General features: G+C 67.1%; 14 protein-coding genes, 1 tRNA gene and 1 pseudogene. 5 read left to right on the top strand and 11 right to left on the bottom strand.

The window, feature by feature from the left end; all coding sequences use genetic code 11:
- Positions 1 to 19: 19 nt before the first annotated feature.
- A complete protein-coding gene (locus FJX73_11145; GenBank protein ID MBM3471327.1) occupies positions 20 to 589 on the bottom strand; it encodes a plasmid pRiA4b ORF-3 family protein in 570 nt (189 codons plus the stop codon).
- A gap of 279 nt (positions 590 to 868) precedes the next feature.
- On the opposite strand from FJX73_11145, the gene FJX73_11140 reads away from it, so the two are divergent.
- The 5 genes from FJX73_11140 to FJX73_11120 all read left to right on the top strand — a co-directional run bounded on the left by FJX73_11140 (position 869) and on the right by FJX73_11120 (position 3,555).
- Positions 869 to 1,099 carry a hypothetical protein gene (locus FJX73_11140; GenBank protein ID MBM3471326.1) on the top strand — a complete coding sequence of 77 codons (231 nt, stop codon included), beginning with the start codon at positions 869 to 871 and terminating at the stop codon, positions 1,097 to 1,099.
- Complete coding sequence (locus FJX73_11135) at positions 1,096 to 1,536, top strand: PIN domain-containing protein (GenBank protein MBM3471325.1); 441 nt, start codon at positions 1,096 to 1,098, stop codon at positions 1,534 to 1,536. Before FJX73_11140 ends, FJX73_11135 begins: the two co-directional genes overlap by 4 nt.
- 310 nt (positions 1,537 to 1,846) lie before the next feature.
- Complete coding sequence (locus FJX73_11130; protein ID MBM3471324.1) at positions 1,847 to 2,107, top strand: hypothetical protein; 261 nt, start codon at positions 1,847 to 1,849, stop codon at positions 2,105 to 2,107.
- A gap of 119 nt (positions 2,108 to 2,226) precedes the next feature.
- Entirely contained in the window at positions 2,227 to 2,853 is a 627-nt protein-coding gene (locus FJX73_11125; GenBank protein MBM3471323.1) for an EVE domain-containing protein, read from the top strand.
- A 48-nt stretch (positions 2,854 to 2,901) separates the two neighbouring features.
- Positions 2,902 to 3,555: a DUF429 domain-containing protein gene (locus FJX73_11120; GenBank protein MBM3471322.1), complete on the top strand. Its 654-nt coding sequence runs from the start codon at positions 2,902 to 2,904 to the stop codon at positions 3,553 to 3,555.
- Here FJX73_11120 and FJX73_11115 read toward each other — a convergent pair.
- From FJX73_11115 to FJX73_11070, 10 genes and pseudogenes are all read right to left on the bottom strand, one after another.
- Positions 3,334 to 3,843, bottom strand: a pseudogene (locus FJX73_11115) (SAM-dependent DNA methyltransferase). The gene FJX73_11120 and the pseudogene FJX73_11115 sit on opposite strands and share 222 nt — an antisense overlap.
- Before the next feature lie 5 nt (positions 3,844 to 3,848).
- Positions 3,849 to 4,076: a hypothetical protein gene (locus FJX73_11110; protein ID MBM3471321.1), complete on the bottom strand. Its 228-nt coding sequence runs from the start codon at positions 4,074 to 4,076 to the stop codon at positions 3,849 to 3,851.
- On the bottom strand, positions 4,063 to 4,365 hold the full coding sequence (locus tag FJX73_11105) for a nucleotidyltransferase family protein (protein MBM3471320.1): 303 nt from the start codon (positions 4,363 to 4,365) through the stop codon (positions 4,063 to 4,065). The genes FJX73_11110 and FJX73_11105 overlap by 14 nt, the downstream gene beginning before the upstream one ends.
- Positions 4,366 to 4,368: 3 nt before the next feature.
- Positions 4,369 to 4,620, bottom strand: a complete 252-nt coding sequence (locus FJX73_11100) for a hypothetical protein (protein ID MBM3471319.1) — start codon at positions 4,618 to 4,620, stop codon at positions 4,369 to 4,371.
- 442 nt (positions 4,621 to 5,062) lie between these two features.
- Positions 5,063 to 5,139 (bottom strand) — tRNA-Met (locus FJX73_11095).
- Positions 5,140 to 5,197: 58 nt separating this feature from the next.
- Complete coding sequence (locus FJX73_11090) at positions 5,198 to 6,316, bottom strand: ABC transporter permease (GenBank protein MBM3471318.1); 1,119 nt, start codon at positions 6,314 to 6,316, stop codon at positions 5,198 to 5,200.
- Entirely contained in the window at positions 6,309 to 7,292 is a 984-nt protein-coding gene (locus FJX73_11085) for an ABC transporter ATP-binding protein (protein MBM3471317.1), read from the bottom strand. Before FJX73_11085 ends, FJX73_11090 begins: the two co-directional genes overlap by 8 nt.
- A gap of 1 nt (position 7,293) precedes the next feature.
- Entirely contained in the window at positions 7,294 to 8,232 is a 939-nt protein-coding gene (locus FJX73_11080; protein ID MBM3471316.1) for an ABC transporter ATP-binding protein, read from the bottom strand.
- 42 nt (positions 8,233 to 8,274) lie between these two features.
- Positions 8,275 to 9,594, bottom strand: coding sequence for an HlyD family efflux transporter periplasmic adaptor subunit (locus tag FJX73_11075; protein ID MBM3471315.1), 1,320 nt, complete (start codon positions 9,592 to 9,594; stop codon positions 8,275 to 8,277).
- A 77-nt stretch (positions 9,595 to 9,671) separates the two neighbouring features.
- Complete coding sequence (locus FJX73_11070; protein MBM3471314.1) at positions 9,672 to 11,045, bottom strand: TolC family protein; 1,374 nt, start codon at positions 11,043 to 11,045, stop codon at positions 9,672 to 9,674.
- Between the last annotated feature and the right edge of the window lie 133 nt (positions 11,046 to 11,178).

Below are 11,178 nucleotides of genomic sequence, written 5' to 3'. Positions count from 1 at the left end.
CGAGCCGAATCTCGCCGACTCACCTCATCCTGCGCAACGCGGCGTTGACCTCCTCTAGGTCGAATGCCGCGGGGTCGAAGGCGCCACCGATCCATTCCTTCATGCTCCCATGCTCCGGGTGGCGTGGGTCGCTGATTGCGTGGAGGAAATCGGCGTATCCCCAGATCCCGCCGCAATCCTCGGGCGGGCACGCGCGCTTCCCAGCAAGACAGACGGGGTACTGAATGCCAGCCTTGGGCTCTTGCACCCCTTCGACCAGGACGTCGTGACGCCAGCAGTCGCCGAAGTCGTACTCGTACACAAACTTGGCAGGTGTCCCGAGAACCACATCCCGCAATCTCACGCGTCTTTCATCCCTCACCTCGAAGCTCTCTGCAGGGATGTCGTCAGGATCGGGCACCCGATAGTAGATCTCACCCACGATGAACTGATGGAGATGTGAATCCGTCCAACCCATCACGACCTGAAGCACCCGGTGTAGCCTGTACAGGGTGACACTCCCCGGAACCTGGAACCGCCTCCAGATCGGTGGCCTGCTTCCCTGCAACGTTACCTTGATCTGACAAACCTGGACAGGAGTCTTGTCCATCGCTCCACACCCGCGGGATATCCAGTCTGCCTCCCAAGTCCCGAAACGAGTTCCCCTCACGCCATTCCCAGGCGGCGCAATCTGACATTTCGATGCTAGGGGGGTATGGCTCCTGTGCGATCCCTCTCTGGCGTAGCACTCACGAAACTCGGTAGCGGGGGGAGGTCAAGATGAACTCGCGGCGCGCCACAGCATGGCCGCCTACCTCCAGCCGTGAAGACGGCGCCGAATGATGCGAGGCCCTAGCCAAAAGCATCAAGGTCGTGGTACGATGCTGACGTGCCAAGGACAACTCTGACGATCGAAGACGATGCGATGAAGGTCGCGAAGATGCATGCCGTGCGCCACCGGATGACGCTGGGTCAGGCCGTCAGCGAACTGGTCAGGCAGGCGGCTGAGCGCTCTCTTGTGACCGAGGATCGGAACGGGCTTCACGTGGTCCGCCTGAACCGGCGATCGCCCATGGTTACGGCGGCGCTTGTCGACCGCCTGCGCGAAGAACTTCCGTGAAGACGGCGCTCCTCGACATCAACATCCTGACGGCACTGCTTTGGCCGGCGCACGAACACCACGAGGCCGCCCATCGATGGTTTCGCGCTCGTGCGAATGCCCACTGGGCGACATGCCCGCTCACACAGCTGGGCTTCATTCGAATCGTCTCCAACCTCGCCTTCTCACGCGACGCTCTCACGCCGGCCGAGGCGGTCGCGCTACTTGCTAAGAACTTGAAGCACCCGGCTCACGAGTTCTGGACGGAGAGCCTCCAAGTGCCGGCTGCCGTCAGGGGAATGGAACCCGGGTTGCACGGCTACCGGCAACTCACCGACGCCTACCTCCTGGCATTGGCGGGTCGCCGCAAAGCCGTGTTGGCCACATTCGATCGTGGTCTGCGCAGACTCGCGGGCGACACATACGACTCGGCCCTCGAAATCGTCCCAACGCGATAGCCATCTCCGGCAACCACGGGGTGTCTGGCCTGGATCGCTTTCACGCTGGCGCCTACTTGGGAAGGCCGTCCCCTCGGCCATGCAGTGAAACCGCGGCGTCGACAGACCGAAGGCGCGCGGTGTTTCGCCAGAGCACCGGTTCCCAACCAAGGTCGCTGTATGGACATGAGCCTCGTCGTATCTAAGAGCCAACGGGCCATCCTCGGTCCAGCCTGGCTCTCCCCCTACCTGGCGCGCCGCCCGAGACGGATGCAGGAGTACCGACCCCCTGGAAGAACCACCCCAGCGGAACAGTCACCGAGGGCTGCAGGTGAACGTCCGGGTCCTGCCCACAGCCGAGGCCACGCGGTCTGCTCTTGAGACCCTGATCGCCGAATCTGACAGCGTCAGGATCGCGTCCGCCTTCGTCAGGCAGAGCGGTGCCGACGAACTCCGCCTGCTGCAACGGCCCATGCGCCAGCTTCAGGTGATCGCGGTGACCGACTTCGGGCTGACCCAGGTCGAGGCGCTCGAAGCCCTGCACGCCCCGCCGGATCGGACTTCGTGGCCGTCGTTGGCTCTTCGAACCTAACCGGCCCTGCCCTGACCAGGAATGTCGAGCTCAACGTGGTCCTCACCGGTGGACTCCAGGAACCGCCGGCCAGCGACCTGGACGGATTCTTTCGGAACCTCTGGCAATCACCTCGCGTGATGGGCCTCACGAAGGAGATCGTCAACGCCTACCGCACCGATCAGAGCGCCCGCGAGCGGCTGTGGCGGCAGATGCGGCACTCACCGGAGTTCCGGCGCGCCCGCGAGCTCGTACAGCGAACGATGCTGGGGCACCTCACCGCGGGGCCTGGGCGGAAGTGGCTGTTGGTGACCTCACTGGAGAACTACTTCGCATGCCTGGGCCGCCGGCGATGGGGTGATGAGAACTACATGCGCATCAGCGAGATCAAGCCCGGCGACCTCCTGATCTTCTACATCAAGGTCCAGCACAAGCTCGGCGCGGTGGCGTGCGTCACCACGCCCGTGTATCGCTCGTCCGAGGCCAACTGGGCCGACCGGCAGTATCCTTGCCGGATTGACTTCGAGGCGATCGTCAATCCCGGAACGCCCATCGATTTCAGACCATTCATCCATCGGCTTGCCTTCCTGCCGCGCAAGGACGAGAAGTGGGGCACAGCCCTGCAGACGTCGTCGCTCGAACTTCCAGGCGCCGACGCACAGCTGCTCGTGGAGGCTATCGGCGCCGCTGAAGCGGCGCCCGGTCTCCGCCTGGCTGTGGCGGAGGGTCAGACAGGGTACGGGACAGAAGTGAAGCCGTCAACGTGAGACGATGGCGGTCGAGGTCGTAGGTGTAGACGGCACCCGGGTGGCTGGATGGCGGTGCGTCTGGCCGGTGACAGGTACGCGGAAGCGCGCTTCTTCTCTGGGTTCCAAGGCGTACTGTGGGGATTCCCCACGGCTGCCGTCATTGCCGTCGACATCCCTATTGGACTGCTGCCGCGAGGGCGCCGGCGCGCTGACGAGGAGGCCCGCCGCATCCTCGGCCCCCGACGAAACAGCGTGTTCTTCGTGCCGCCCCGGCCGGCACTGGAAGCACCTACGTTCGAGGTGGACCGCCTGGCTTCAGACCGGCGAATCGTGGGAGTCCACCCAGAGGTCTCCTTCTGCGCTCTGAACCAGGGGACCCCGCTGCCACATAGGAAGAACTCTTGGAACGGTCTGATGATGCGATTGGAACTGCTACGGAATGCAGGGTTGGAATTGCCCCCCGCGATCGACGGCCTCGACGACGCGCAGCCCGATGACGTCGTGGACGCGGCCCCGGAAGGGCTCGAGCATCTCGACCAGCAGGCGCACGACGCAGCGGGGTGTGTAGAACTCGCCGCCCTTCTTGCCCTCGGCGCTGGCGAACTGGCCCAGGAAGTACTCGTAAACGCGGCCGAGCACGTCCTTGGCCCGGGCGTCGGCGTCGCCCACGCGGATGTTGGCGACCAGGTCGATCAGTTGTCCCAGGCGCTGCCTGTCTAGGGCCTGGCGGGCGTAGTCCTTGGGGAGGACGCCTTTGAGCGAGGGGTTGTCGCGCTCGACGGCCTCCATCGCCTCGTCCACGACCTGCCCGATCGTGGGCTGCCGGGCGCGGGCCTGGAGGCGCGCCCAGCGGGCCTCGGGCGGGACCCAGAAGACGCCGGCGGCACGGTACTCGTCGGGGTCCTCGGGGTCGGCGCCTTGCGCACGTTCGGCGCGCCAGAGCTGGGCTTCGTAGCCGACGGTGGCGCCCGTAGCGGTCTGCCTCGGATTCCTCGTCGTTCGGGACACAGCCTTCACCTCATCTTCAAGGCCTCTTCCAACGCGGTTACCAACGGTGCCAGATCCTGCTGGACCGTTTGCCAGAGAACGTCCAGGCCGATGATCTCTACGTCCTTGACGAGGGCCAGGACCAGCATCCGGTCGCCATCCAGGTCAGATCGGCAGCGGCTGCGCGCGAACCCAAGCGCTTCGCGTCCTGCATCGAGCATATGCTGGAGGTGCACGACATCATCTTTCCGCATACTGCACCTGCGCCTCCTTGAGGACATCCTCCCGGAAATACCGGCTGAGATCCTCAGGTGTGCGCAGATCGACCTTGCGCCCACCAAGGGTGGCTGACAGCTCCCTTTCCAGCCGGGCGATGCCGAGGAGCCCGGGGGTGTGGCCCGGTTCAAACTCCACTAGCACATCGATGTCACTTTCGGGCCCGAAATCCTCACGCAGTGCGGATCCGAACAGTGCCAGCCGTCGGACGTGGTGTTGCCGACAGAAGGCGGCGATCTTTTCTCTGTCCAAGGTGATCTTCGCCATCGCTCAACTCCCTGGCGCCAGGGCCATGTGGAAGCACTTGTTGGTCTCAAGCCGCCCGAAGTCACGCTCGGCACAGCCCGGACTGAGGAGGTCCAGCCGGCGCACTCCGAGACGGCGGCACAGCACTTCTGGATCGGCCCGGCGTCGTTCGACTTGCGGGACCATGCCCCCTCGTTCACAGGATAACCGAAGGGCGTCGGCCATGCGCCAGAGTTGGGCTTCATAGCCGACGGTGGCGCCGGTGCTATTGGTCATGCGGGCCTCCCCCAGCTTCGGCACGACTCAGCCCTTTCTCAACTGCTCCGGACAAAAAGCCGCCTTGTCGCGGCCGCAGCATCGCTCGATGGCGTCGAGGGTGTCCCAGGGGCGCTCCCTGGGCTCTCCCATACTGTCATACCCCAACTCCCTTAAGTTCCGCCAGGCCGTCCCGTCCGGCCAGCGGCCCCTGGCCGTCTCTCTTGATCTTGGCGCGGCACAGGCATCGCCGTGCTCAGCCGGGAAGACCGATGTACCTTCCAGAAAGATTCACTCGCGCTCAACAGACCTCCTGTCAAGCGCGAATCTCGGGGAGAGTGCGGCGACATCCAGGCGGGAGGTGCGTGTGCCCGGCAACGACCGGCAGCAGACTGGCTCTTCGGCGCGTTGGGGAAGCAGACAGGGCGCGAGTCGAAACCCGCGCCCTATCTGCGTTTGAACTTGGTAGCGGGGGCAGGATTTGAACCTGCGACCTTCGGGTTATGAGCCCGACGAGCTACCGGACTGCTCCACCCCGCGTCGCCATCCTTGATGGTAACCCTCATCCCCAGTTGTGTCAATCGCCCCGCACGCCCCCCTACTCCAGCTTCTTCTGGAACCTCGCCACGCTCACAGCGAAGAACGCCGCGCCCAGCAGCGCCATCGGCACGATCTGATCCCAAAGGGCCACGAGGCCCACCCCTTTGAGGATGATCCCCCGCACGATCACCAGGAAGTATGTGATCGGCAGCCCGTAGCCGAGCCACTGGATGAAGACCGGCATCCCCTCGCGCGGGAACATGAAGCCCGAGATCAAAATAGAGGGCAAGAAGATGAAGAACACGCCCTGCATCGCCTGGCGCTGGGTGCGTGAAATGGTGGACACCAGTATCCCAAGCCCTAGCGTCGAGAAGTAGAAGAAGACCGTGACCGAATAGAGCAGCAGCAGACTGCCGCGTATGGGCACCTCAAACCAGTAGGCCGCCACCAGCAGGGCCAGCGTGATGTCAACGTAGCCCAGGATCACGTAGGGCAGTATCTTCCCCAGCATCAGCTCGCCCTTGCGGATCGGCGTGACCACGAGCTGCTCGATAGTCCCCAGCTCCCGCTCGCGCACGATTGCGATCGCGGTCAGGAGCGTCGTGATCAACTGTAGAATCACCGCCAGCAGCCCGGGCACCATGAAGTTGGCGCTGCGCAGGTCGGGGTTGTACCAAGCCTGCGTGCGCACCTCCACGGGCACGCGCGCGCCGGTGCCCCCGAGCATGCGGCCGACGATCTCCAGTGACGTCACCTGGCCGATGGCCTCGGCCGTGGACAGGGCGGTGCGGGCCACCAGGGGGTCGGAGGCGTCCACGATCACCGCCACGCGGGCGGTGACGCCGCGGCGCAGCCGGTCGGCGTAGTCCGGCGGGACCGCGATGATCACCCGGGCCTTGCCGCGCTGGACCAGGTCCTCGGCAGAGCGCAGGCTGTCGTCCCGGTAGTTCACCAGGAAGTACCGGCTGGCCTCGAATCGCTCCACGAGCGCGCGGCTCTCCTGCGTCCTGGAGTGGTCAACGACAACTGTCGGAAGACGCTCCACATCTGTGGCGATCGCATACCCGAACAGCAGCAACTGGATCACAGGCATCAGGAGTGCCATCGCCAGCGTGCGCGGGTCGCGCACGAGCTGGATAAACTCCTTGACGATGATTGCGCCCAGGCGCCTACCCATCTGGCCCACCTCCCGAGGCATCGCCGGTCAGGCTCACGAATATGTCCTCCAGCGAGGGAGCAATCGGCGCGATCGCGTCCACCTGGATGCCCGCGTCGGCGAGGTCGCGGGCCAGCGCATCTACCGCCTGCGCCTGCGCGGCTCCCTGCGCCTCTCCCGCCCCCTCCGCCCGCGACACCAGAACGTGGATCGCGGTGCCGTACAGCGCCGCGCTCCGCACGCGCGGTGAGAGGCGGAGGAAGTCGAACGCGCGCATCCACTCCCGGCAGACCACCCGTATCAGCAAACCCGGCATGTGCCGGCGTTTGATCTCCTCGGGCGCGCCCTCGGCGACGATCCGGCCGCCGTAGATGAAAGCCAGCCGGTCGCAGTGCTCGGCCTCATCCATGTAGTGGGTGGTAACCATAACGGTCGTGCCCTCATCGGCAAATCGGTAGATCAGGTCCCAGAACTGCCGGCGCGACAGCGGATCCACGCCCGAGGTGGGCTCGTCCAGCAGCAGCAGGTCTGGGTGGTGCATCACCGCGCAGCCCAGGGCAAGACGCTGCCGCCATCCTCCCGAGAGCGTGGAGACCAGGTCGCGGTCGCGTCCGGCCAGGCCGGACGACTCGATCCATGAGCCGACCTTCTCATGTGCCGCGCTGGTGTCGAGCCCGTAGATCCTGGCATAGAAACGCAGTTGCTCGACAACGGTAAGGTCGGCGTAGAGACTGGCCCGCTGGCTCATGTAGCCGATGCGCGCCTTCAGCGCCTCGCGTTGGCTGCGCACGTCGAACCCGAGTACCCGCGCCTCTCCGGCCGTGGGATCCATGATGCCGCAGAGCATGCGGATTGTGGTGGTCTTTCCTGCGCCGTTGGGACCCAGGAAGCCGTAGACCTCACCGCGGTGGATCTCGAGGTTGATCCCGTTCACGGCGATCATGTCGCCGAACCGCTTGGTCAGCCCGCGCGCCACCACCGCGGCTTCGGGGGCCATCCTACCGGCCTGCCTGACTCATGAGCGAGATGAACACATCCTCCAGGGATGCGGGGGCCACGCGCAGCAACCGCAACGGGATGCCCGCCCGGTCGAAGGCGGCACGCACCTGGGGTTCGGCCGCGGCGGCGTCGCGCACGGTCAGGTGCAGGGTGTCTCCGAAGATGCTGCCTGTGCGCACCGCCTCGACACCGAGCGCGACCGCCAGCGCGCGCCGGCGTGGCTCGGCCACGATCTCCAGGACCTCGCCCTGCATCCGCGCCTTCATGCCTTCAGGAGGCGCCACCGACAGCAGCCGTCCCCCGTACATGAAGCCAATGCGCGAGCAGCGGTCCGCCTCGTCCATGTAGGGCGTCGCCACCAGCACCGTGGTGCCCCGACGGTTGAGGTCGTACAGGATGCTCCAGAACTCGCGCCGGGAGACCGGGTCCACGCCGGTCGTGGGCTCATCGAGCAGCAGCAGGCGGGGCTCGTGTATCAACGTGCACGCCAGCGCAAGCTTCTGGCGCATCCCGCCCGAGAGGTGCTCGGCCAGCGTGCGCGCGAACGGCCCGAGCCGGCTGAAATCCAGAAGTCGCTCGGTGCGTGAAGCGATCTCGCCGCGTGGCACCTGGTAGGCCTCGGCAAAGAAATGCAGGTTCTCGCCCACTGTCAGGTCGCGGTAGAGCGCGAACGTCTGGGGCATGTAGCCTATGCGCTGGCGGAGCAGTTCGGGCTGCGTGCGGACATCGGCGCCCGCGACCGTGGCACTGCCTTCTGAGGGGTCGAGGATCCCGGCCAGCAGGCGCAGCAGGGTGGTCTTGCCGGCGCCGTCCGGACCGATGAGGCCGAATACCTCGCCGGGCGCCACGCTGAAGGAGATCCGGTCAACGGCGGTGACCGGGCCGAACGACCTGCTAAGGCCCTCGGTGGCGATGGCCGCGTCAGGTGACGCGCGCATGCCTCACGGCGGTCCCTGCCGCGCCCGCACCTGCCGCGCCGGTCACGGCGATGTGCCTGACTGAATCCTCGCGTCGGCCGGCATACCGGGCTTGAGCAGGCCGTCGGGGTTCTCCAGTGTCAGGCGCACCGCGAACACCAGCTTGGCGCGCTCCTGTTGGGTCGCCACGTTGCGGGGGGTGAACTCGGCCTGGCTTGCGATCTCGGACACCCGGCCGGCAAAAGCCCGGCTTGGAAACGCATCCACGAACACCTCGCCGCGCTGCCCCACACGCAGCCTGCCCAGGCGGGCCTCGGGCACGTAGACGCGGAGCCACACGGCGCGCAGATCGGCCACGGTGAGAACCGGTACTCCGGCTCCGACGATCTCGCCCGGCTCGACGCTTCGGGAGAGCACCAAGCCACTGATCGGGGACGTCAGGATCAGGTTGGCCCGCACGGACTGCGCGTAGCGCAGCAAGGCCTCGGCCTGCGCCAGCGCGGCGCGGGCGACCGCGACTTCCGCTTCGCGCTGCGCGACCAGATCCTTGGCGGTCTTGGCGCCGGCGTAGGCCGCCTGAGCCTGGGCCTCTTGGGCCTGGGCCACGGCCACGTCCTGCCGCCGGATGGATGTCTGTCGGGCTCCGGCCTGCGCCAGCTCCAGCGCTGCGCGCGCCTGTTCGACCTGCCGGCGCGCGGCAACCTCCTGGGCCGCGGCCGCGGCCTCCTGTGCCGCCAGCACGTCCACCGCGGCCCGCGCGGCATCCACTGCCTGGGCGGCCACCGCGCCCTCCCGGAACAACGCCGCGGCGCGAGTAAGGTCCGCCTCGGCCTTCCGTAGGTTTGCCCGCACAGCCCCGCGGCCGGCCGCGGCCGCGGCCAGCGACGCCTCGGCCTGAGCTACGGCGGCCTTAGCCTGCGCGATCTGCTGCTCGGACTGTGCCTGCTGAAGCTCCACGACCTCCCTGGCCTGGGGAACCCGGGCCTGAGCAGCGTTCTGCGCTGCCTCGGCCTGGTCTATTGTGGCCGGGGACTGCTGGCGCTGCGCGCGCAGCGCCACCTCGGCCTGTGAGAGGCGCGCCCGGGCCGCGGACACGGCCGCCTCGGCCTGAGCGACCTGGGCATCCACCTCCTGCCTGTCGAAGCGGACCAGCACAGCCCCGGCGGCTACCTCGTCACCTGAGCCGACCAGCACCTCCAGGACGCGCCCCGGGGTTTTGGCGGCGATGTGAACCTGCGTGGCCTCTATGGTGCCGGAGCCCTCGATGATCGCACCGTTGACCGCGTTGCGGCCTGCCAGGTATTGCGCCGCGCCGTAGGCTGCCAGCGCGGCCACCAGCACCAGGGGAACGAGGGGGACCCGCCGCCCGTGTAGGGTCATCATCCGGATCCACCGCGCCGCCGACACCGGAGCGTCATCGTCCTACTCCACAGCACCGCCTATCCCGAAGCGTCGCCATCTTACTCCACCGCGCCCCCGACCGCGCGCTCGAGCTGCGCGCGCGACAGGTTCACGTTGAAGAGCGCCTGGATCCGGTTGCCCTCTGCCTGCGACAGTGAGGCCTGCGCGGTGACCACCTCCAGGTTGGTGGAGACGCCGGCGGCGAAACGGACGTTGGCAATGCGTAGCCCTTCCTGGGCCATCTCGACCGCCTTGTCCGCGGCGGCCAGCTCCTCGGCCGCAGAGGAGAAGCTGAGCAGCGCGCGCCGTACTTCCAGCTCTATCCCCTGCCGGATCTGCGCCTCTGCCTCGCGCAGCTGCTCGACCCTGGCCTCTGCCTCGCGCACGCGCTGCGCGGTTAGGCCGCCATCGAACAGCGACACCGTGGCCGAGAGGGTGACCGCCCAGCCGCTCGCCGTCACCGAAGACCCGCCAGGGTTTCCGTAGCTCGGGCCGCCGGAAAGCGCCACAAAAGGGCGCCCTCCCGCGCGCGCGATCTCGATCGCGGCCAGTGCCACGTCAATACGGGCGCGGTGCTCGATCAGCTCGGGGCGGGCCTCGAGCGCGCGGCGCAGCAGGGCCACGGGGTCGCCGCGGAGCGGAACGACGGTCATCGTCTCGCGCGGTTGCAGTACCGTATCCAGTGGCAGGACCATCAGCGCGTTCAGACCGTGCTGCGCCAGCGCCAGGGAGTTCCGGGAGCGAATCTGTCCCTGCCTGGCGTTCGCCAGGCTCACCTCTGCCTGCACCTCGTCGAAGCGGGGCGAGACGCCCGCGGCCACGCGCGCCCGGGCCACGCGCAGGTTCTCATCGGCGGCGGTCACCGCGCGCGAGGCCACCTCAATGCCGGCCTGGGCCAGTAGCACTTGGAAGTACGCCTGCTTGACGTCGAGTATGAGCTGTTGTTTGGCGCGTTCCAGCGCCGCCTCCGATCCGCGCAGGTTCGCCTGCGCCAGGGCGATCTGGGACTCGATCCGACCGCCGCTGTACAGCGGGACCTGGTAGGTGAGGGCCGCGGAGTACACGTTGGGATCCGGGGCCGGCAGCGTTATGACAATCGGGACAATGATTCCGGGAATCGTCCCGGGCGGGATGACCATCGTCCCGCCTTCCCGCTCGTTGACGCGCGTATACGATGCGGACAGTGTGAGCTGGCCCGATTTCGCCGCCTCTGCCTGCGCCAGTTGCGCGCGGGCGATCTTCACCTCGACCGCCGCAACCCGCAGTCCGTGGTTCTTCTGTGCGGCCAGCGTCAGCGCCTCGACCAGCGTCACCGGCCTGGGCGCCTGCGCCGCCGCCGGAAGGACCGGCGCCGCGAGCACCATGACGGCCACAGCAGTGGCGGCGAGTGCTCCGAGTCGTGGGTGTGTGATTGATCTCATCTCATCCTCCATGCGGGCGGAGTGGGCTCACCGCCACCTGATCAGGGCCGGGTCGTGGGCCAGCGTCCACGCCTCGTTGGAGCGCCACGGCGACAGCGCTCCCGAGTGCACGATCACCTTCCTGTCCGTCCAGTCAACTTCCTGC

It is taken from the genome of Armatimonadota bacterium (genome assembly GCA_016869025.1).
In the GTDB taxonomy this organism is placed as follows: Bacteria; Sysuimicrobiota; Sysuimicrobiia; order Sysuimicrobiales; family Humicultoraceae; genus VGFA01.
This window is presented reverse-complemented; position numbering and strand designations above follow the sequence as displayed.

Bases quoted from the DNA above. Each gene is read 5' to 3' on its own strand.
- FJX73_11145 (MBM3471327.1), bottom strand. From the start codon at position 589: ATGGACAAGACTCCTGTCCAGGTTTGTCAGATCAAGGTAACGTTGCAG.
- FJX73_11125 (MBM3471323.1), top strand. From the start codon at position 2,227: ATGGGCCTCACGAAGGAGATCGTCAACGCCTACCGCACCGATCAGAGC.
- FJX73_11120 (MBM3471322.1), top strand. From the start codon at position 2,902: ATGGCGGTGCGTCTGGCCGGTGACAGGTACGCGGAAGCGCGCTTCTTC.
- FJX73_11110 (MBM3471321.1), bottom strand. From the start codon at position 4,076: ATGCGGAAAGATGATGTCGTGCACCTCCAGCATATGCTCGATGCAGGA.
- FJX73_11105 (MBM3471320.1), bottom strand. From the start codon at position 4,365: ATGGCGAAGATCACCTTGGACAGAGAAAAGATCGCCGCCTTCTGTCGG.
- FJX73_11100 (MBM3471319.1), bottom strand. From the start codon at position 4,620: ATGACCAATAGCACCGGCGCCACCGTCGGCTATGAAGCCCAACTCTGG.
- FJX73_11090 (MBM3471318.1), bottom strand. From the start codon at position 6,316: ATGGGTAGGCGCCTGGGCGCAATCATCGTCAAGGAGTTTATCCAGCTC.
- FJX73_11085 (MBM3471317.1), bottom strand. From the start codon at position 7,292: ATGGCCCCCGAAGCCGCGGTGGTGGCGCGCGGGCTGACCAAGCGGTTC.
- FJX73_11080 (MBM3471316.1), bottom strand. From the start codon at position 8,232: ATGCGCGCGTCACCTGACGCGGCCATCGCCACCGAGGGCCTTAGCAGG.
- FJX73_11075 (MBM3471315.1), bottom strand. From the start codon at position 9,594: ATGATGACCCTACACGGGCGGCGGGTCCCCCTCGTTCCCCTGGTGCTG.
- FJX73_11070 (MBM3471314.1), bottom strand. From the start codon at position 11,045: ATGGAGGATGAGATGAGATCAATCACACACCCACGACTCGGAGCACTC.